The organism is Aliiglaciecola sp. CAU 1673 (assembly GCF_029223185.1).
Lineage (GTDB): Bacteria > Pseudomonadota > Gammaproteobacteria > Enterobacterales > Alteromonadaceae > Bowmanella.
Genome location: NZ_JARHUG010000004.1, coordinates 108,313 through 129,280 on the forward strand (window position 1 = coordinate 108,313; position 20,968 = coordinate 129,280).

The window sequence follows — 20,968 nt, forward strand, 5'->3', positions numbered from 1 at the left end:
ATGATCCTGCATTTGGTAAAACAAAGCCCCTACTCTTCTTACCATCTGAAACAGTGCATGCAACGAATGGCCGATGGCGATGCATTGCTGCTGATGCAAGACGCTGTTCTGGCGCTGAGTCAGGATAATAAAGACCTCGCCTTACTGGCCCAAAGAGGTGCATTATTTGTGTTGTCAGACGATTGTAAGGCCCGAGGCCTACAAAACAATTACATTGGCTGCACCATGCTGGACTATCCAGGCTTCGTCGATTTAACCCTGCAATTTGACAAGGTCATCAGTTGGTAATGGAAAACACCTTGAATTACAACGGCCGCCAGATTGCCTTGGATAAGGCAGGATACCTGATTAATTATCAAGACTGGGATGAAGGATTAACGCCGATACTGGCAGAGCGTGAAGGTATAGTCCTGAGCGATGCCCATTGGGAAGTGATCAGGTTTGTGCGCAATTTCTATCTGGAATTTAACACCAGTCCTGCTATACGTGCCCTAGTGAAGGCCATGGCGCAAAGTCTGGGCGAAGATAAAGGCAACAGTCGCTATCTGCAGCGCCTGTTTCCCGACGGTCCGGCTAAGCAAGCCACCAAACTGGCAGGGCTGCCAAAGCCAGCTAAGTGCCTCTGATACTTTGATATCATACAAGTCCGCCGTAAACCGTCACAAAAAGCTGCCATAACAAATACAATACTAAGCCAATGGAAACTCCCATCGCTGCGTAGTACAGCAGTTTCATCAACAAGCGCACTTCAGAAGTGACTTTCATCAAGGCCTGAATCTCCACAGGTTAATCGTTGTTATTAAAGCAAAAAAAAGCAAAACGGGCCATAGTGGCCCGTTTCTACTTCTAAAGCGTTTTCTCGCTTACATAATCTTATCGATACCGCCCATATAAGAGCGCAGCGCATCCGGCACTTCAATGCTGCCGTCTTCCTGCTGGTAGTTTTCCAGAATGGCCACCAGGGTGCGGCCCACAGCCAAACCAGAGCCATTTAAGGTATGCAGCAACTCTGGTTTACCGGTTTCCGGATTACGGTATCTTGCCTGCATACGTCTGGCTTGGAAATCCAGCATATTGGAGCAAGATGAAATCTCACGATAACAATCCTGGGCCGGCAACCACACTTCCAGATCGTAAGTCTTACAAGCGCCAAACCCCATATCACCGGTACATAAGAGCATTTTACGATAAGGCAGACCCAACAGCTTGAGGACCTTTTCCGCATGCTCAGTCAATTCTTCCAGCGCATCGAAGCTGTCTTCAGGCTTCACCAATTGCACCAGTTCCACCTTGTCGAATTGATGCTGACGGATCAAACCGCGGGTGTCCTTACCGTAAGAGCCTGCCTCGCTGCGAAAACAAGGGGTATGGGCAGTCATGCGGATAGGCAGTTGTTCTGCGGGGAAAATCTCATCCCTGGCAATATTGGTCAGCGGCACTTCTGCCGTTGGAATTAGCGACAAGCCCTGCCCTTCTTCTGTGGCCGGTTTGGTATGGAAGAGATCGGCACCAAACTTGGGTAACTGTCCTGTGCCATAAAGGCTGTCGGCATTAACCAAGTAAGGCACATAAATTTCCTGGTAATCATGCTCACCGGTATGCAAGTCGAGCATAAATTGGGTCAATGCACGATGCAGACGGGCAATTCTGCCGCGCATCACCACAAAGCGAGAACCAGTCAACTTAACGGCAGTTTCAAAATCCAGGCCTTTGTCCAAATTAGTCGCCAGATCCACATGATCTTTGACGTCAAAATCAAAATGACGAGGCGTGCCCCAGCGGCTGATTTCCACGTTGTCATTTTCATCTTTGCCCACCGGCACCGATTCATGAGGTAGGTTTGGTAGCGTAGAGGCAACCTGCTCAATTTCTTCAAGCAGTATGGTGAGTTCTTGCTTGGCGGCATCGAGGTCATCGCCGAGTTTACCCACTTCGGCCAACAAGGGTGCAATATCCTGACCGGCTGCTTTGGCCTGACCAATGGACTTGGAGCGCACATTACGCTCGTTCTGCAATTCCTGTGTACGCACCTGTAGTTCTTTGCGCTTTTCTTCCAGAGCACTGATGGTGGCCACATCAAGGGTAAAGCCACGGGTAGCAAGGCGTTTGGCCGCCTCGTCGATATCGGTGCGCAGATACTTGGGATCTAACATGCTAGTTCGTCAACCTTTATACAAAATCAATTGGATACCTAGCCATGCTGCCACCAGGCAACATAGCAAATTCAATAATATGTTCAGCGCCGCCTTTATCCATGCACCTTGCTGTAACAACAACAGGGTATCCAGGGAAAACGTGGAGAAGGTGGTCAGGGCGCCAATAAAACCAATGCTCACAAAAGTACGCCAGGGGTGACCGGCCACCGCTTCGCTCTCGATCAGGCCATACATGATGCCTAAAAAACAAGAGCCAAAAATATTGACGGTGAGTGTACCAAATGGGAATCCTTTACCAAACCATTGCAGCGTCTGCTCGGAGATAAAGTAGCGCAGACAAGCGCCCAAAGCACCGCCCAGGGCGATGGTGGCATAAAGCGTAAGACTATTTATAGCGACGCCGTTCACTGCTTTTGTCCTGCTCACGCAGATAAGCAAGCTTCTCTGCTATTTGTTTTTCCAATCCCCTGCTGCTGGGATGATAATACTGATTGTCCTTAAGATCTTCTGGCAAATAGCATTCCCCGGCGGCATAGGCACCTGGCTCGTTGTGGGCATAGCGATATTCTTCACCGTAGCCTAAAGACTTCATCAACTTGGTAGGCGCATTACGAAGATGCACTGGCACTTCATAGTCAGGCCGTTCGCGGGCATCCTGACGTGCCTGATTAAAGGCCATATACACCGCATTACTCTTAGGCGCACAGGCGCAGTAGATAATGGCCTGGGCAATCGCCCGTTCGCCCTCTGCCGGGCCCACACGCTGAAAAATATCCCAGGCATTTAAACAAATCTGCAAGGCACGGGGATCGGCATTGCCAATGTCCTCAGAAGCAATGGCCAACAAGCGCCGGGCAGCTTGCAGCGGATCGCAGCCGGCTTCGAGCATCCTGGCGAACCAATACAAGGCGCCATCGGGTGATGAACCACGCACCGATTTGTGCAGCGCTGACAGCATATCGTAAAAACGGTCACCACCTTTATCAAAGGCTGTCACTTTGCCGCCTGCAGCCTCGCGCACTGTGGCCAAGTCAAGCACTTGCCCTTGCGCAAAGTCGGCGGCCAATTCCAGATAATTGAGCAAGCGTCTGGCATCCCCACCGCTTTGTGTGATTAGCCACTGCTTGGCATCGTCATCCAAAACTAAATTCCCATCACCCAGAAGTGGCAGAGCACGTTGGATAATCAGCGCCATTTCCTCTTCATTTAAGGCTTTTAACAGGTAAACACGAGCACGGGACAGTAAGGCCCCGTTCAGTTCAAAAGAGGGATTTTCAGTAGTGGCACCGACGAAGATCACCGTGCCATCTTCGATATGCGGTAAGAAGGCATCTTGCTGGCTTTTATTGAAGCGATGTACCTCATCCACAAACAACAGCGTCATCTTGCCCCGGGATTGGGCCTGATGGCGGGCGTTATCGATGGCCTGGCGAATATCTTTAATGCCAGAGGTAACTGCCGAAATGCGCTCAACGTGGGCATTACTGTAGTTAGCCACCAATTCAGCCAGTGTGGTCTTGCCGGTACCGGGCGGCCCCCACAAGATCATGCTGTGCGCTCGTCCCCGCTCCAATGCTTGTCGCAGCGCCTTACCTGGCCCCAGGATATGGCTTTGACCCACATAATCCTCCAGGCTTGTGGGCCTGAGCCTGGCTGCAAGAGGAATATAAGGCTGTGACTGGGCGAAGAGATCCTGGGTCATAGTGGCCTATGGCTGATTCAGCCCCTCGGCCTGGATGCTACGTTGATCATCTAATTCATAACCTTGTGGCAAGCTAAACCTGAACAAATCAGCAGAAAGGGGTTGGTTTTGTTTAATCTCTTTAAACAGCAGTTTGCTGTTTTGCGATTGTCTGTCGAGCATATCCAAACCCACCAGCGTCTGTCCTTTAAAATGCAAGGTCAGGCTGACGATCTGACTGTCATCCTGGGTACTGGTAATGGTGTATTGCTCGCCTTTTTTGGCCACTTTGAAATCCTGCCAGTGCTTGCTGTCAGGCTCGGCCAGTAAAATCAATGGGTTGTTGTCGATGGCTTGCTGCTGATCGATGGCAATCACCTGCTCCACAAAAGGATCCACATGCCACACAGCATTCCCGTCGGCAATCAGCAGTGTTTCATTGGGCGCATCCACTTGCCAATGCAACTGATTGGGCTGCTTTAAGCGAATACGGCCGGTCGCGTTTTGTAATTGTTCGCCATTACCATCCGTCACCGTCTGACTGAATACCGCATCAAAGCTGGATAAGCTCTTAAGCCGAGCTTTAAGCTCAGGCGCGGCCTCTTGTGCCATGCCGGCAAAAGTAAAAAGGCCCAGACAAAGAATCAGCAGTTTTTTCATAGTGCTCTCAAAAGTTTTTACCAAGACCAGTTTGCCAATGCGGCCTGACAATAAGCTGAACAGCAGACGGTTTTGCAATATCACACCGGCGGTGGTGCCAGCACTTCACGGTTGCCGTTATGGCCTTGGGCGCTAACCACTCCGCTCATTTCCATCTGCTCAACGATACGCGCCGCACGGTTGTAGCCAATGCGGAACTGACGCTGTACGCTGGATACCGACACCCTGCGAGCCTGAGTGACAAAAGACACCGCTTCGTCGTACAGCGGATCAGACTCACCATCGTCGCCTTCAGCTTGTTCACCCGGCAGCAGTACTTCGCCACTGCCCTCGCCGCTGAGGATTTCCTCAATGTAGTTAGGCTCGCCTCGGGCTTTCCAATCGGCTACCACGGCATGTACTTCATGATCGTCTACGAAGGCACCATGCACACGGGTTGGTACACCGGTACCGGGCGGCAAATACAACATATCGCCCTGACCTAATAAGGCCTCTGCGCCCTGCTGATCCAAAATGGTCCGCGAGTCGATTTTTGAAGACACCTGGAAAGCAATACGGGTGGGAATATTGGCCTTAATCAGACCAGTGATCACATCCACAGAAGGACGCTGAGTGGCCAGAATAAGGTGAATACCGGCCGCCCTCGCCTTTTGTGCGATACGGGCAATAAGCTCTTCCACTTTCTTGCCGACAATCATCATCATATCGGCAAATTCATCTACGACCACAACGATGCTCGGCAGCTTTTCCAGATCCGGCGCCTCAGGCTCCATGCTCTGCTCAGGTTTCCACAAAGGATCTTTGATAGGCTCACCGGCCTCTCTGGCCTCTCTAATCTTAGCGTTGTAGCCTTTTAAGTTTCTGACCCCAAGGGCCGACATTAAGCGGTAGCGACGCTCCATCTCACCCACACACCAACGAAGGGCATTGGCCGCTTCCTTCATGTCGGTGACCACTTCGGCGAGCAGATGCGGAATGCCCTCATAGACCGATAACTCCAGCATCTTGGGATCGATCATGATAAGACGCACATCTTCGGGGCTGGATTTATACAGCAGGCTTAAGATCATGACGTTAACGCCAACAGACTTACCCGAGCCAGTCGTACCGGCCACCAGCAAATGGGGCATTTTGGCCAGATCCACCACCACCGGCTTTCCGGCAATGTCTTTGCCCAGCACCATGGTCAGGTTGGAGGCGGAATTTTGGAAAGACTCGCACTCAATCACTTCGGATAGTCTGACCATTTCACGATGCTTGTTGGGCAGCTCCAGGCCGATAACAGACTTCCCGGGAATGACTTCTACCACACGCACCGAAATAGCCGATAACGCTCGGGCCAGGTCTTTAGACAGCGTCGATATTTTGCTGACTTTTACCCCAGGAGCTAAGTCCAACTCAAAACGGGTGATCACCGGCCCTGGCTGCACATTCACTACCTTGGCTTCGATACTGAAATCCGCCAGCTTTTCTTCTACTAAACGGGAGACGGCTTCCAGCTCTTCGGGGGAAATAGGGTTTTTGACCTTATCGGGTCTGTCCAGCAAGGCAACGGAGGGTAATTCGCCATCAGAGGCTGCTTTCAATGCTTTGGCAGGAACTACGGGCTTGGCCTTAACCGCAGGTTTGGACGGCGCAGCCTTAGTGGCAGTCATCACCGGCTCATCGTCCCACGGCAAGTCCACATCCGGCGCGTCGGCTTCCCACACGGGGTTAAGACGAGGCTCCATCCTAGGCTCGGTTTTAACCTTTGCCTGCGTCTTTACTTCAGGCTCCAGCTTATCCTCAGGCAAAGCAGGCTCATCAGACTTACCGCGGCGCCAGAACCATTTGGATTTTTCGCTTGCGTCCTCTTCTAACTGGCCGCTTTGCTGCAGCTCATCGTCCCCTTCACGCTTGAGCCACGAAGGTAAGGATAAGCCGGTTAAGGTGGTCGGTAAGTCAATGAGCCACTGACTGCCTTTAATCGCACCAGCGCCGAGTCCGTCAATAATGCTGAGCCAGGAAATCCCGGTCATCAGCGTAAAGCCGGTACAGAAGAAGCATAAAAGCAGCAAAATGGTGCCGGCCAGATTGAAATACGGCAGCAAACGGCCACTGATGGCATCGCCCACAAAGCCACCCGCAGAGAAAATATAAATATCGTCAAAATTCAGGCTGGCAAGGCCCGTTGCCCCTACCAGCAGGAGAATAAAGCCAATCAGGCGCAAGCCGATGGTCAGATAATCCAGCTCTAACACATGTTTGGTTTGCTGAAATAAAAACCAGCCCAACAAGGCTGCACCAAAGGGGAACATATAGGCGATGTAGCCGAAGCTATTAAGGAGAATATCGGCCAACCAGGCACCGATGGCACCGGCCGCATTGTGAACCTCTTCACGATAGCCAGCCTGACTCCAACTGGGATCAGCGGGGTCGAAAGAAGCCAAGGCGAGCAGAACATAGAGTGCAAACGCACTGCTGATGATCATACCCACTTCCATAATCCGTTGGAGACCGGAGAGACGCGCCATAGTCATTAATAATTATTATAAGAATTGTTCAACTGCTAACAGGGGCCAAAGATATCAGCCATTGTGTCAAAATCCTAGCCAAAGAGTGTGGCAAAGCAGCATTTATCAGGGCTTGAGGTTAATTTTTACCACACCTGTGTGTTTTACCTCCTCCATCACCACATAGGTACGGGATTCACTCACCCCCGGCAGGCCTAACAGTGTATCGCCAAGTAGCTTCCGGTAACTGGACATATCGGCTACCCGCGCTTTTAACAGGAAATCGAAATCCCCGGCCACCAGGTGACATTCCTGAATATCGTCGAGTTTTCGGATAGCAGCAGAAAATTCTGCAAAGATGTCTGCCGAGGTCTTGGTTAGAGTGATTTCCACAAACACCAGCATTGCGGCGCCGAGTTTATTGGGGTCAACCCTCGCATGATAGCCTTGGATATAGCCTTGCTGCTCCAGGCGACGCACTCGTTCAAGGCAGGGCGTGGGGCTTAAACCTACACGTCGGGATAATTCCACATTCGACAATCTGCCGTCTTTTTGTAGTTCTACCAGTATGTTGCGATCGATTCGATCGAGGTGTTTGGGTGTTTTAACCAGCATTATTTTATATCGCCATTCCAGCTTTTTGCATGATTATATCCTGCAAGCGTTATGACTTCAGCACACTCTTCTGACAATCTTTGCCTATACTTCGCGCTTTAAACCCCGTTAGAGGCCAGAAGAACATGTTGATCGGTGTACCCAAAGAGATAAAGAACCACGAATACCGCGTTGGCTTGACCCCTGCAGCGGTAAAAGAATTTACTACCCATGGCCACCAGGTGATGGTGCAAAAAGATGCCGGTACTGCCATCGGCTTTTTGGATGAACAATACATTGCTGCCGGTGCCACCATGGCCGACGATGCCAAGAGCATTTTTGACAAGGCTGAGATGATCGTTAAGGTCAAAGAGCCACAGCCGAACGAATGCAAAATGCTGAGCAAAGGTCAGACCCTTTATACTTATTTGCACCTGGCTCCCGATCCAACACAAACAGAATTGCTGGTGGCCTCCGGCGCCACCTGTATCGCCTATGAAACCGTAACCGACAGCCGCAATGGTCTGCCTCTGCTGGCTCCCATGAGTGAAGTAGCCGGCCGTATGTCTATCCAAGCCGGTGCTCACTACCTGGAAAAAGCCCATGGCGGTAGCGGCACTCTGCTCGGCGGCGTGCCTGGTGTCGCCCCCGGTAAAGTCTTGATTATCGGTGGTGGCGTGGTCGGTACCAATGCTGCCAAGATGGCCTTGGGTATGGGCGCCGATGTCACTCTGCTGGATCGTTCTTTGCCACGCCTGCGTGAACTGGACGATATCTTCGGTGGTCAGGTGAAAACCGTATTCTCTACCGTCGATGCCATTGAATACTATGCCACTAAGGCAGACTTGGTGATTGGCGCTGTGTTGATCCCTGGTGCCGCCGCACCTAAGCTGCTAACCGCCGAACATATCCGCAATATGAAAGAAGGTTCAGTGGTAGTGGATGTGGCCATCGACCAGGGCGGTTGCTTCGAGACTTCTCGCGCCACCACGCACCAGGATCCGGTCTATGTGATTGACGGCGTAGTGCACTACTGCGTAGCCAATATGCCAGGTGGCGTCGCTCGCACTTCTACTATGGCGCTGAACAACGCTACCCTGCCCTTTGGTCTGGCTCTGGCCAACAAAGGTCCCAAGAAAGCCATGCTCGACGATGTTCACCTGCTAAACGGCCTGAACGTGCATGAAGGCAAGGTTACCTACAAAGCGGTGGTCGATACCTTGGGCAGCAAGCTCAATCTGACCTACGCCGATGCGCGCACCGCGCTTGGTGCCTAAGCACAAACGCTAAAAAAGCGCCCAACGGGGCGCTTTTTTATTTTACTTGGCTCAGTCTATGGAAGTCTGCTTAGTGCCTTCCCCTCCGGTCACCGGTGAAAAGTGGGCGGCGCGTACCTTCCACTTGCCTTTTTCTTTAACATACACCTCCGTGACCCTGGTCAAATAATGGGATGTACCAGGGGAGCCAACCGGCTTCATATAGCCTTCCGAATAATACATGGCCACGGCCGACTTACCTTCCTCCAAGGGAATAACCTCGATATGTTTTGCCGTTAAACCGAAATGTTCGAATTTCTGCACCGCACTGTTAGCCGGTACCCTTTGCATCAAGCCACCACTTGACCAAAATTCCAGGGCGCCTGCGGCTGCCACGGTGTCTGGCTGCGACTGCATGCTTGCCTTAGTCTCGGCATTGGCCATTTCGATGGTTTGTTTGACCTCGGCAACGGTGTCTGCCAGGGCAATAGTAGAGATACTGCACAAAGAGATGAGCAAGTATTTGACTAATTTCATTTTTCTTCTTCCATACGCGAGAGGAAGAGTAACTATAGCCCTCGCTCAGGCTGTCATTAGACCTAAAGCTGATAGCAAAGCTGTTTGATAGACAAATTGGGCTCCCTGAGCGAAGGTACCCTGGGTTGCCTGTGCCGGCTTAGCCGGTCCTCTGCACATCTTTTATGTGGGATTAAGCCTGGCGCTACCCTGTCCCTATCCGCAAACTACCATCTGGCTTTGGCACCACGAACATCAACGTGAATAAAAGGCCCACGGTAGGCATTAGCGCGGTAAATGCCCAACCCGCCAATCATTGGCCGATAGCCGGGCACATCAAAATGCCCTTCTACCAGGTCATACAACACCTGGGCATCTTTGACATCGATTTTGCCATCCTTGTTTAAATCATCCATGGTGCCGTCTTTGGGGGATTCATCGATATAAATATCTGCCGCCCCACCCCATTGATGCCGGGAGTTTTTGGTATTGCCAATGGATTTATTGTAATAAGGCGTACGATAGCCGCTCATGATCACAAAGCCCTGCGTGGCATAGCCCTGATCCACCGCCACCTTGGTCAGATATTCGAGCTTACGTAACAAGCGGGTTTGCAGTACCACATATTTCGGAAAGCCTTCCGCCTGCTTACATAAAAACTGTTTCAGCTGGTAGTTTGGGGAAATCCATAGATCCTGATTGTGTGGAGTGACCTCCACATAACCTTCTGGCGGCTGATAAATATTCAATCCCTTGTATGGATCCCGCGGATACTGGCCAATGGTATAGCCATTGAGCTTACCGTTTTTTACACGGGCCGCGGGGTACATCACAAAGATCCGAAGTTCAACCTTCTGATTGTCCACGGTGGTGACAGTGAGCTGATAATCGCCGGGCGCAATAGGCGCAATGTAGTTATGGGTGCTTAGCACCGACAGTGGCGCCTCATTAATACCACTTAAGGTAAAAGGAATAGCCTTTTTACCTTTAAATACGCTGATGGGCAGCTTTTGCTGTGGCAGCACAAAGAAGCTCATTAAACGGTACTCTGAGCGCCACTCTCCCACCTGCACTTCCAATCCACTCAGACCATCGTCAAATGCAAAGAGCGGCAGGCTGAGCAGAAGCAGCAGCCAAAGACAGCGTTTCATCAAGATCCCTTTATAAAAGTATCAGCCAATGCCTTGGAAATGGCCGGGTCGCGCTCGTAAAGATCATGACGATAATGAATCCGTTTGTCATCGTCTGCCCAAGCGGTCCAATACTGAATATGCACTGGTACCGGCTCTCTTAATACCACCGTACTTTCCTTACCGCTGGAGAGCATTGCCTGGATTTTGGCTTCATCCATGGTGGTGTGGTTTCTGGCAATCACTTCCAAAAGCTCCATGGGTTTTTCCAGTCGGATGCAGCCAGAACTAAAGGCCCGGGAAAACTGCATAAACAAGGTAGGATCATTGGTGTCATGCAAGTACACATTATGCTCATTGGGAAACATAAATTTGATCTTACCAAGGGCGTTCTTATCCCCTGGAAGCTGGCGAATATGGTAAGGGAAGTTGCTGGCACTCAGTGCACTCCAATCCACCTGGGTGGGATCGACCACCACCTGATCTTGCCCCCAGCCCTTTAACAACAACATATTCATTTCACTTAAGTACAAGGGATTGGATTTAAGTTTGGGCAGAATATCTTTGCGGGCAATGGAAGGGGGGACACTCCAACTGGGGTTAACCACGAAGTAACGCATTTTGTCCGAAAACACCGGCGTTTTGCGGTAGGTTTTGCCGACGATGGTCTTCATCAGCAACTGTGTCTGGCCCTTAAACACATAGCGAAGGTTAAAGCTGGCGATATTCACCGAAACATAGAAATCTTCAAACTGCTCAGGATTCCAGCGCCAACGCTCCATATTCACTTTGAGGGTGTTTTCATCACCGAAATAGGTGTACATCAGCGCTTGCCGGGTGGCAGGTCCCACAACACCATCGGCAGCCAGTGAGTGCTCCTGTTGAAATTTGGCCACCGCATTTTTGATATCGGCAGTAAATTCTTCACCCACCAGCTCAGGTGCGAGATAACCAAACTCCGCTAAGATCCGGCTTAAGTGCCCCACTTGTGGGTGCACATCTTTGACTTTCAGGCTTTTGTCCATGATAAAGGTTTTCAGCGACTTACGTTCTTTTACCCTAGCAAGCTCCGCTTCTAATAACTTATAGGCTTCTTGGTGGGGCCCCAGGCTCGCAAACCACTCGCTTAACGGCGTTTTGGCAGCAAAGCTGGCCAGCAATGATTTCAGCACCTCGTCTCGCACTTTCCACTGGCTTTCTAAGCTCTGCGGATTCACTTTGCCGAATTGATAGTGGGTGGCCAGGACCAGCAGTCCGTCACTTAGCATCAGTTCAAGGTCAATCTGCTTGCCCTCATCGGCGCGCAGATCGCTTGCTAACAGCCGCCCCACATTATCATTATGATAATGTGCCGCCGTTAAACCCAGCGCATCGGCCTTTTCAATCAGGGATAACGCTTCTTTTCCTGTACTATTAAGCCGTCCTTCCTTATCAATCCATAAAGGCACCGGACCTAACTGATCATACAATTTTACCAACGCCGACGGGTCGATCAGCGGTAACTCACCAGTAGCCTCTTGGGCACCAATGGTTAAAAACTCCAGACGATGCTGAAATCTGTTGTTGATGGCACCCAGACTGACCTGACTGGCAATTAAACACGTTACTAAAAACAGAATCTTGATAAGGTTCGACATAAGGTGTTCCCTGTTTTTCCCATATCTGATGTTTACCCAAACCCTATTAACGTTAGCAAAGCTGTGGCCTAAATGGCTAATTAAATCAATTGGATATTACTTTACCTTGTGTTCCACAAAGACCAAAAAGCGCCCCCAATGCCTGGGGCAATCATTATGGCCACAGGCTTCCTGGTGAAAAGTAAGATCTTTGGCCACAGCCGCCAGTTGCTGTGCGTGAGCAAAGGGGATCAGATCATCCTCTTTACCATGATAGAGATAGAGTGGCACCTCAAGGGCGGCTACTACCTCCAGGTTGTTGTATCGGTCTTTCAGCAAAAATGAGGGGAAACCCTTCTCTTTAACCAACTGTGCCAGGGTAGAGAAGGTTGACTCCAGTGCCAGTGCTGCCACCGGCCGGTGCTTTGCCAGCAGCGCAGCAGCCCCTCCGCCGATGGAGCGGCCATAGGCAATAATGCGCTTCCTATCAATCGCCGGATGTTCGCTGATGGCATCAAAGGCCGCCAGCATGGTGTTTTTAATGGAAGACAAATTGGGCGAGCCGCCCGCATGACCATAGCCGGGATATTCCACCAACAACACGGCTAAACCCGCCTCGCGCAAAGTTTCAAACTCACCAAGCCACATCTCGGCGGTTTCCGCATTGCCATGAGTAAAAATCACCGCTGCAGCGGGTTGGTGGTCAACAGCAGGCAACATTAAATAGGCATAGCTTTGTTCAAGCGCCAATTTCTGAGCATGGGACGGCAAAGTAGCCGGAGGCGGGGTTTGGGGAGCCGGATAAAGCAAGTGCCCTTGAAAGGCGTAAATCAGCCAAAGCAATCCGCCAAGCAAGACCAATAATGCCAAGATACTGCTCATAATGCGTTTCACGCCTGTTCTCTTATGCTGAGTCCACTGCGCCAACCATAGCCTAAGGCGTTGCATAATACGCAAATACCGAGGATGGTTTCGCCAAATTTTTATTTTGCGTTAATGTAGATAATACAACCAATTAAGCTCAAGGAAGCGGCTATGCCGGCAGTAAAGCGAATCGTGCTGGATGTGCTTAAACCCCATGAACCCAATGCCCTGGACTTTTCCCGCCGACTGGCAGCAAGTGGTAAAGACTATCGGGTATACCTGATGGTGCTGGAGGTGGACGAAAAAACCGAAACCCTGCAAGTAGAGGTTCAAGGGACAGATATTCAGTGTGACAGCCTGTTCAGCGTGATCAAAGAGATGGGCGGTTCATTGCACAGCATTGATGAGGTGGATGTGTTTAGTGATGAACAGCCTTAAGCGGAACTTGCTGTGACATTACTGCAGAAAATCGGCTTTTTGCTGGAGCTGACCCGCACCCAGGGTATTATTCGCCGCTACATGGTGGTCAACGGTTTCGATGGTGCATTGACCATGCTGGGACTGCTTATCGGCTTTGTTATCAGTCCCACCCATGATCTCAAAGTGGTGATCAGCGCCTGCCTCGGTGCAGCCGTGGCCTTAGGGGTCAGTGGCGTGAGTAGCGCCTATATCAGTGAATCGGCCGAGCGCCAGCATGCGTTAAACGAACTACAACAAGCCATGGCCAAAAATATGCAGGATACGGCCCATGGCCAGGCCGCCCGCTGGGTACCGCTGGTTGTGGCGCTGGCCAATGGCTTTGCCCCCTTTTGCCTGTCTCTTTGTATCCTGCTGCCACTGTTTTTAGCCAACCATGGGCTTCAACTGCCGGCCTCCCCCTTGACTATCGCTATCGCCATCGCTTTTGTACTGATCTTCTTCCTCGGAGTCTATCTTGCGAGATTAACCAAGGCGTCCTGGCTTAAAAGCGGTTTGCAAACCGCATTGGTGGCGGGGGTGACCGTAGTGCTGATTTATCTTCTGGCAGGAGACTAAGATGCAGAACCCCCGCTGGTTTCACCTGGATAGCAAAACTGCATTCGAAGAACTAAAAAGCAGTGAGGATGGCCTGGCCGACAGCGAGGCAGCAGCGCGACTAACTCAGTACGGTCCAAACCGTTTACCCGAAGGCAAACGCCGGGGTCTTGGTGCCATTATTCTTGGTCAGTTCAGTGACTTTATGATTTTGGTGCTGCTGGGGGCCGCGCTGGTCTCGGGCCTGATTGGCGATCTTAAAGACACCCTCGCCATTGTGGTGATCCTGCTATTAAACGCCATTATCGGCACGGTACAGGAATACCGGGCGCAGCAGGCGCTGTCAGCCCTTAAAGCCCTGGCCGCCCAGCAAGCCCTGGTGCGCCGAAACGGCCAGGTAAAAAAAATCGCAGCATCACAGTTGGTACCCGGCGATATAGTGCTACTCGAAGCCGGTAATCTGGTGCCTGCCGATGTGCGTCTGATCCAAAGTGAAACCCTGCAAGCGGATGAATCGGCACTGACCGGTGAATCCCAGGCCGTAACCAAACACACCGAGGCACTTAAAGACAAAGAATTGCCCATAGGCGACAGGTTGAATCTAGCCTTTAAGGGCAGCCTCATCACCCGTGGCAAAGGCGAGGGGGTGGTGATTGCCACCGGTCGTGAGACCGAATTTGGTCAGATAGCCAGCCTGCTGGCCGAAGAGAAAAAAGCCAAAACCCCACTTCAGGAGCGACTTTCCACCTTTGGTCGCCATCTTGCCCTGGCGGTACTAGCCATCTGCGCGGTGGTGTTTGTGGCCGGCCTGCTGCAGGGCCAGCCTGTGCTGTTAATGCTGCTGACCGCCATTAGTCTTGCCGTGGCCGCCATTCCCGAAGCGCTGCCGGCGGTGATCACTATTGCCCTGGCCATGGGTGCCAGACGCCTGGTCAAACACCATGCTTTGGTGCGCAATCTGCCGGCGGTAGAAACCTTAGGCTCAGTGACTTATATCTGCACCGATAAAACCGGTACCCTCACCCTTAACCAAATGACGGTGGAAAAAGTCTTTGCCGACAATCAACTTTTTGAACAAAGCGCCTTCCCCGATAACGATATTGGTCAGGCCCTTGGCAAGGCCATGGCACTGAACAACGATGTCACCAAGCAAGATGAAAAGACACAAGGAGAGCCTACTGAACTTGCCTTGTATCAGGCAGCCAAGAAGCAAGGCTATGACCGCCCGTCATTAGAACAAAGCCTGCCTCGGATTGGCGCGGTGCCCTTTGACAGCGATCGCAAGATGATGACCACCTTGCATCAGGACGGTGAGAAAGTGGTGGCCTATAGCAAAGGGGCGCCGGAGGTGGTGCTGGCACTTTGTGAATCGGCGTTATTGTCAGCGCAAGGCGGCGCCTGGCAGGCAGGAGATGCACTTCAACAAGCCGAGAAATTGGCCAATGAGGGCTACCGGGTGCTGGCCCTGGCCTGTCGGGAATTCACCCACAAACCCGATGACAAAGACGCCACAGCTATCGAGCAGCAGCTTCAGTTTATTGGCTTGGTGGCCCTTATTGACCCGCCCCGCCCGGAAGTGCCCGATGCGGTACAAGATTGTCTTACTGCTGGTATCAAGCCAGTAATGATCACCGGCGATCATCCCGGCACGGCGCTGGCCATCGCCAAGCGCCTTGGCATCTGTGAAACCGACAAGGTGGTCACAGGTACTGATTTGGACACACTCAGCGAGCAGGATTTTGCCAGCCATGTCATGGATATCCGCGTCTATGCCAGGGTAAGTCCGGCGCAGAAGCTGCGTATCGTCAAAGCGCTACAGGCCAAGGGCCAATTTGTGGCCATGACCGGTGATGGGGTGAACGATGCCCCTGCCCTTAAACGAGCCGGTATTGGCGTGGCCATGGGCCAAAAAGGCACCGATGTGGCCCGCCAGGCAGCGGATATGGTGCTCTTGGATGACAACTTCGCCACCATAGTGCGGGCGGTGAAAACCGGGCGCAGGATCTTTGACAATATCCGCAAATTTATCAAAGACACCATGAGCTCCAATTCAGGGGAAATATGGACCCTATTGCTGGCGCCTTTAATGGGCCTGCCTATTCCGTTGTTACCCATCCATATCCTTTGGATAAATCTGGTGACCGACGGTTTACCGGGCCTTGCCTTTAGCGCCGAAAAGGCCGAACCGGATGTGATGAAACGTCGTCCGCGTCCGCCCGATGAGAGCATTTTCGCCCATGGTATGTGGCAGCATATTGTCTGGTTTGGACTTTTTGTGGGCGGCATTTCCATTGCCTCACAGGCCTGGGCGATGTCCAACGACATGCCCTATTGGCAGACCGTGGTCTTTACCGTTCTGACCCTGTCACAGCTATTCCACTCCATGGCGGTCAGAAGCGAGCGCGCGAGCCTTTTACAAATCGGCTTTTTCAGCAATTTGTATATGATTGGCGCGGTAACAGCGGCGTTCTTGCTGCAATTGGCTGTGATCTATCACCCCATGCTCAACGATATTTTCTATACCCAACCCCTGCCACTGGATGTGATGCTGGGCTGTATCGGCGTTTCTTCCTTGGTACTGGTAGTGGTAGAAGTGGAAAAATGGATGATGCGCCACGGCTGGCTTTATCAGAGCAAGACGATAGGCTGAGGAAAACACGAAAAACACCAGATATCGATCTTATCCCCAGCAATTTATCCTCACTATCTATCTGACCGAGTGTTACAAAACCTCATTCACTCATTCTTAAGAATATCCTGAATCGCCTCATAAACCCCCAGAGCCAATTCCTTATCACCCCCCGACTGATTGACCAGGTGCTCTAGTGTTACCCAACCGATGCTTTTTAGATGCTCACCCTTATATTCCTGCATCAAATGTTGCATTTGGCACAACTCATCGAAAGTTGTGACAGGGGTGCTATGTAGCATTGGATTTGCTTTACAGACGTTATCAAGATGCTCTAAATGCGCCTTGTAAAGACTCGAGGGGCTCAGATCTGAGGCAAAATATTGCGAAAGGATTCTGGGACTTTCTGAAATACTATTCTTTTGGTCACAAGTTGTAGAAACCAACACTGTTCCATCAGACATCAATGTCTCTATGTCGATAATGCCAGCCTGCAATTGCGGGACATAGTAGAAGGCGCCAATTGTCTGGCACCCTTCCCGATACATAGTACGAATAAAGGTGCGAACCTCGCCGCTACGGCTAATGGTTTCATCTTCCATATCGGCCAAGTAAACAAAGCCCAGATGCTCAAATTCATGCTGGGTTTTCTGATAAAAATCCATATCCAAATCAACAAAGTCTTCGCAATTTGCCTGAATGAGGACATGCTTCTCCCCATATCCACTTCTGACCGTTTCAAGGATGTTATGCGCTATCTGTTGATAGTCTGGTGCTTCTGAATGGACAAGTTCCCAGCCATCCACTTCACCTTCGTATTTTTTTGCGAGTTGCAACAGCGCTTCAGCAAATTGCGTCATGTGTTCGGAGGCGGGAATCAGCTGGATAAATAAATCACACAACCATAACCCGGGGAAGGCTTCTTCAATCTGTGCATCAATTTCATAACCATCGGACAGAAGTTCATCGACAACTGCCTGGCTGTCAGGCTGTCGCTGAAAAAACAGTCGGAAAGAAAGGTGTTCTGGATTGTCTGCTGCAATAGCATGTTCTGCCAGTGTGGAACGTATTTCATCGGCGAGTTGGCAACCCGTTTGATATCCCTGTTCATCTTCGAGCATAGCAATGTCCTTATCAAAAAATTATTTCCACCCTTCTGAGCAATAATTATTGCCAAGGAGGGAGCCACTTACACTTTATCCTAACCAACAAATTCGTTTTAGAAGGTATATAAATTCGTACCTAGTTGCAATTCATGGTCTTTACTATGTTGACCTGTTCAACTCTCTATCAGTTTGGCTGACTTAATAATATTGCCTATAGTCAGTTGAGATCTTGTCGCTAATTGCACACATCTTCAGCAAAACAAAAAATAATCAGGAAAACGAAATGCGAGCTAAAACATGGCTTGGAGTGGTGTTGGCCATACCGTTTAACCTCTATGCTCAGCAAGGCTTTGTTTTAGGAGCAGGCACCAACGTAGGCCGCGGTGATCACGTGCCTATGGACTTCTATAGAGTCAGTTATACAAGAGATTGGGACAATACCCTTTATCATTATGGAAACTGGCGGTTAAAGGCACATGTTGAATTTTCGCTTATTCGCCTGCTCGCCGATGTGGACGTGAAACGAAAGTTCGCAAGTTCTACCCTTACCGGGATAGCAGCCACGCCTGTTTTTCGCTTTAGCCGGGAGCCTTTTGCCAATGGCCTAGCGCCCTTTGCCGAATTAGGTATCGGCATTTCCTATTTTTCAGACAGCAAAATACAAAGCCAACCCTATTGGTACAGAGATTATGGTAGCCGCTTCCAGTTTGAGGACAGACTTTCCTTTGGCTTTCTTTATCAGAATAAGTATCGCCTTTCCTTGGACTATACCCATTACTCTAACTTTGACATCTCCCCTCCGAATGAGGGGCTGGATTTGGTCAGTGCCTCTTTGGGTATTGTGTTTTAAACCGTGAGAAACCAATAAAGACACAAAAAGCACTAAATCTTCATTATGAGTTATTGCCACAAGCCGGTATTCGCTCAATGCTGCACTGCAAAACTCCCCGAGCCCACTGCGTCTTTGTGGTGAAAAGCCAGCGAAGAAAAAGGCAAAACGCCAGCCCCAGGGCTGGCGTTCTATCAACCATTTGATATCAGCAGCTCAGTATTCCCGCCAAGCCGTCACAGCGGCCAAACAATCAGCAGCAGCGGAATACTGATCGCGACCACAAGGATTTCCACTGGCAGACCCAGCCTCCAGTAATCGCCGAAATGGAAGCCGCCCGGACCCAGAATAAGGGTGTTGTTCTGGTGTCCGATAGGAGTGAGGAATGCACAGGAAGCACCAATGGCCACCGCCATCAGAAAGGTGTCGGCGCTAACCCCCAGCGCCGCCGCAGTACCGATGGCTATCGGACACATTACTGCCGCGGTAGCGGCATTGTTCATCAAGTCAGAGAGAAACATGGCGACGATCAAGATAAGCGCCAGGGAGACAACGGCGTGGCCCTGGGACACTTCTGTCAGGATAAAGTGGGCGATCAGGTCGGCAGTGCCGGTCGACTCCATCGCGCCGGCTACGGGGATCAATGCCGCCAGCAGCACAATCACCGGCCAGTCGATGGCCTTGTATACCGCGCGTGGCGAAACCGTCCGAAACACCATCGATGCCAGCACGCCGATGGCGAAGGAAATCATCGTTGGTAGCAGGTTGAAGGCGGCAAAGCCCAGGGCCAGTGCCGTGATGATGCCCGCCACCCAGGCTTTGCGGGCGTTGGGGATGCGCAGATCGCGCTCGGCCAGCGGCACGCAGCCGTTGTCGGCAGCAAACTCCGAAATCGCTTCGGGCGAGCCATTTAGCAGCAGCAGGTCCCCCGACTTGAACTTGATCTTGCGCAGGCGCTTCATCGAGAGTTGGCCCTGGCGTGACACGGCCAAAAGGTTCAGCCCATAGCGGGTGCGCAGCAGGATATCGCTGGCCGAGTGCCCAACCAGCGGGGATCCCGGCAGTACGGCAAGCTCCAGTAGCACAATCTCACTCGACGTCGCGCCCTCTTCCTTCTCACCCTTGGTGCCCGTTTCGCCCGCGTTCTTGTTGTCTTCCCTATGGCTTTTTGCTGTGTCGTCCTGCTCGTTCGATTGTGCGGATTGTTCCAGCGTCAGGTTCAGTGTGGATAGCGCATCGGCCAGGGTTTCAGCATCAGCCTCGAGCACAAGGATGTCGCCGGCACGCGCCTTGCGCCAGGGACTGGGTGTGGTAAGACGAACATCATTAAGGACCATGCCAATGACTTGCGCATCGACTTCATCAAGCGCTGCTTCAATCTCACGCAGGGTCATCCCTTCGGCCTTGCTGTCTTTGGGCACATGCGCCTCGGTGATGTACGCGCTCGATTCGAAACCTTCGACCCCGGTTTGCTTACGCTTTGGCACCAGGCGCCAGCCAAGCAAGGCGACGAAAGCCACTCCGGCCACGGCAACAACCAATCCTACCGGCGTGAAATCAAACATGGAAAAAGTACCGGCGCCGGTCTGAGTGCGAAAAGCCGAGACGATCATGTTTGGCGGCGTGCCTATCAAGGTCGTCATACCGCCCAGGATTGTCCCGAAGGCCAGCGGCATCAGCACCTGACCGGGTGCCAATTCCAGGCGACCGGCCAACTGCATGGCCACCGGCATCAACAGCGCCATCGCGCCAACGTTATTCATGAAGCTCGACAGCAGCGCCCCCAGCCCAAGCAGCGCGACCATGCTTGGCGTAACGCCCGCTTGCGCAGGCAACACGGCGCGCGTCAGCGCCCCCACCGCACCGGAGTTCTGCAGGCCTTTGCTAAGCACCAGTACACAGGCGACAGTGACAACGGCCGGATGACCGAACCCCAAAAACGCCTCATGTGAGGGCACCAACCCGGCCAACACACAGGCCAACAGCGCCCCCATGGCTATCATGTCGTGGCGCCAGCGGCCCCACAGGAACATACCCACCGTGGCGAACAGGATAATCAGTATCAGTATTTGCTCGTTTGTCATGATTGCTGCCGCAATCGGCAAGGGGGGTTAGCGAGCATTAGGTTAAGCCCGGCGTCTCAGCTGCGTAACGCAGGAGCCATGCGGACCGTATGCCACTTGAAGGATGGGTTCCTCTACACATTTTCCCAGGAGCTGCCTGAAAACAGCGACTGCCTTAGGCCAAACCTCATTCATGAATTGATCACCATCCGGGGTAACACTCTGATGTTTGGTAACTCTAGTTTCTTATGGAACGGATGTGAAGGTAGAGTGTCCGCGCTGGCGTCTATTCAAACACCGGATCTAAATGTGATGGGAATTCACCCAAGCGATGTAATGACGGCACAATCTCCCAAAGCGAC

At 51.7% G+C, this 20,968-nt stretch carries 19 protein-coding genes; 7 read left to right on the forward strand and 12 right to left on the reverse strand.

Features of this window, described 5'->3' with window-relative positions; translation table 11 throughout:
* Positions 1-288: a sulfurtransferase complex subunit TusB gene (gene tusB, locus P2G88_RS05040; protein WP_275794629.1), complete on the forward strand. Its 288-nt coding sequence runs from the start codon at positions 1-3 to the stop codon at positions 286-288.
* Positions 288-626, forward strand: a complete 339-nt coding sequence (locus P2G88_RS05045) for a TusE/DsrC/DsvC family sulfur relay protein (protein ID WP_275794630.1) — start codon at positions 288-290, stop codon at positions 624-626. The genes tusB and P2G88_RS05045 overlap by 1 nt, the downstream gene beginning before the upstream one ends.
* Before the next feature lie 237 nt (positions 627-863).
* Here the strand turns inward: P2G88_RS05045 and serS are convergent, their stop codons facing one another.
* From serS to lrp, 6 genes are all read right to left on the reverse strand, one after another.
* Complete coding sequence (gene serS / locus P2G88_RS05050; protein WP_275794632.1) at positions 864-2,153, reverse strand: serine--tRNA ligase; 1,290 nt, start codon at positions 2,151-2,153, stop codon at positions 864-866.
* A gap of 9 nt (positions 2,154-2,162) precedes the next feature.
* Complete coding sequence (crcB, locus tag P2G88_RS05055) at positions 2,163-2,549, reverse strand: fluoride efflux transporter CrcB (protein WP_275794799.1); 387 nt, start codon at positions 2,547-2,549, stop codon at positions 2,163-2,165.
* On the reverse strand, positions 2,542-3,858 hold the full coding sequence (locus P2G88_RS05060) for a replication-associated recombination protein A (protein WP_275794633.1): 1,317 nt from the start codon (positions 3,856-3,858) through the stop codon (positions 2,542-2,544). The genes crcB and P2G88_RS05060 overlap by 8 nt, the downstream gene beginning before the upstream one ends.
* A 6-nt stretch (positions 3,859-3,864) precedes the next feature.
* Positions 3,865-4,497, reverse strand: coding sequence for an outer membrane lipoprotein chaperone LolA (lolA, locus tag P2G88_RS05065; RefSeq protein ID WP_275794634.1), 633 nt, complete (start codon positions 4,495-4,497; stop codon positions 3,865-3,867).
* Between the two features lie 80 nt (positions 4,498-4,577).
* Positions 4,578-7,010, reverse strand: a complete 2,433-nt coding sequence (locus tag P2G88_RS19435; protein WP_345798874.1) for a DNA translocase FtsK 4TM domain-containing protein — start codon at positions 7,008-7,010, stop codon at positions 4,578-4,580.
* A gap of 105 nt (positions 7,011-7,115) precedes the next feature.
* The gene (gene lrp / locus P2G88_RS05080; protein ID WP_275794635.1) at positions 7,116-7,604 is read right to left on the reverse strand and encodes a leucine-responsive transcriptional regulator Lrp; all 489 of its coding nucleotides are present in this window, start codon (positions 7,602-7,604) and stop codon (positions 7,116-7,118) included.
* 125 nt (positions 7,605-7,729) lie between these two features.
* Between lrp and ald the strand changes: the two genes are divergently transcribed.
* The gene (gene ald / locus P2G88_RS05085) at positions 7,730-8,860 is read left to right on the forward strand and encodes an alanine dehydrogenase (RefSeq protein ID WP_275794637.1); all 1,131 of its coding nucleotides are present in this window, start codon (positions 7,730-7,732) and stop codon (positions 8,858-8,860) included.
* Between the two features lie 51 nt (positions 8,861-8,911).
* On the opposite strand, the gene P2G88_RS05090 is transcribed toward ald, so the two are convergent.
* From P2G88_RS05090 to P2G88_RS05105, 4 genes are all read right to left on the reverse strand, one after another.
* The gene (locus tag P2G88_RS05090) at positions 8,912-9,376 is read right to left on the reverse strand and encodes a hypothetical protein (protein ID WP_275794638.1); all 465 of its coding nucleotides are present in this window, start codon (positions 9,374-9,376) and stop codon (positions 8,912-8,914) included.
* 206 nt (positions 9,377-9,582) lie between these two features.
* A complete protein-coding gene (locus P2G88_RS05095; RefSeq protein ID WP_275794639.1) occupies positions 9,583-10,506 on the reverse strand; it encodes a D-Ala-D-Ala carboxypeptidase family metallohydrolase in 924 nt (307 codons plus the stop codon).
* Complete coding sequence (locus tag P2G88_RS05100) at positions 10,506-12,122, reverse strand: L,D-transpeptidase family protein (protein WP_275794640.1); 1,617 nt, start codon at positions 12,120-12,122, stop codon at positions 10,506-10,508. The genes P2G88_RS05095 and P2G88_RS05100 overlap by 1 nt, the downstream gene beginning before the upstream one ends.
* Positions 12,123-12,218: 96 nt before the next feature.
* Positions 12,219-12,995, reverse strand: a complete 777-nt coding sequence (locus P2G88_RS05105) for an alpha/beta fold hydrolase (RefSeq protein ID WP_275794641.1) — start codon at positions 12,993-12,995, stop codon at positions 12,219-12,221.
* A gap of 141 nt (positions 12,996-13,136) precedes the next feature.
* Here P2G88_RS05105 and P2G88_RS05110 point away from each other — a divergent pair, with 141 nt between their 5' ends.
* The 3 genes from P2G88_RS05110 to P2G88_RS05120 are packed head-to-tail and all read left to right on the forward strand — an operon-like array spanning position 13,137 to position 16,629.
* Positions 13,137-13,403 (forward strand): DUF211 domain-containing protein, encoded by a 267-nt coding sequence (locus P2G88_RS05110; RefSeq protein WP_275794642.1) that lies wholly within the window; start codon positions 13,137-13,139, stop codon positions 13,401-13,403.
* Positions 13,404-13,415: 12 nt separating this feature from the next.
* Positions 13,416-14,000 carry a hypothetical protein gene (locus P2G88_RS05115; protein ID WP_275794643.1) on the forward strand — a complete coding sequence of 195 codons (585 nt, stop codon included), beginning with the start codon at positions 13,416-13,418 and terminating at the stop codon, positions 13,998-14,000.
* 1 nt (position 14,001) lies between these two features.
* Positions 14,002-16,629: a cation-translocating P-type ATPase gene (locus tag P2G88_RS05120; RefSeq protein WP_275794644.1), complete on the forward strand. Its 2,628-nt coding sequence runs from the start codon at positions 14,002-14,004 to the stop codon at positions 16,627-16,629.
* Between the two features lie 86 nt (positions 16,630-16,715).
* On the opposite strand, the gene P2G88_RS05125 is transcribed toward P2G88_RS05120, so the two are convergent.
* A complete protein-coding gene (locus P2G88_RS05125; RefSeq protein ID WP_275794646.1) occupies positions 16,716-17,729 on the reverse strand; it encodes a ribonuclease E inhibitor RraB in 1,014 nt (337 codons plus the stop codon).
* A 268-nt stretch (positions 17,730-17,997) separates the two neighbouring features.
* Here P2G88_RS05125 and P2G88_RS05130 point away from each other — a divergent pair, with 268 nt between their 5' ends.
* Positions 17,998-18,564, forward strand: coding sequence for an acyloxyacyl hydrolase (locus P2G88_RS05130; RefSeq protein ID WP_275794648.1), 567 nt, complete (start codon positions 17,998-18,000; stop codon positions 18,562-18,564).
* 215 nt (positions 18,565-18,779) lie between these two features.
* Here P2G88_RS05130 and P2G88_RS05135 read toward each other — a convergent pair whose 3' ends face one another.
* Complete coding sequence (locus P2G88_RS05135; RefSeq protein WP_275794649.1) at positions 18,780-20,627, reverse strand: SLC13 family permease; 1,848 nt, start codon at positions 20,625-20,627, stop codon at positions 18,780-18,782.
* Positions 20,628-20,968: the final 341 nt, after the last annotated feature.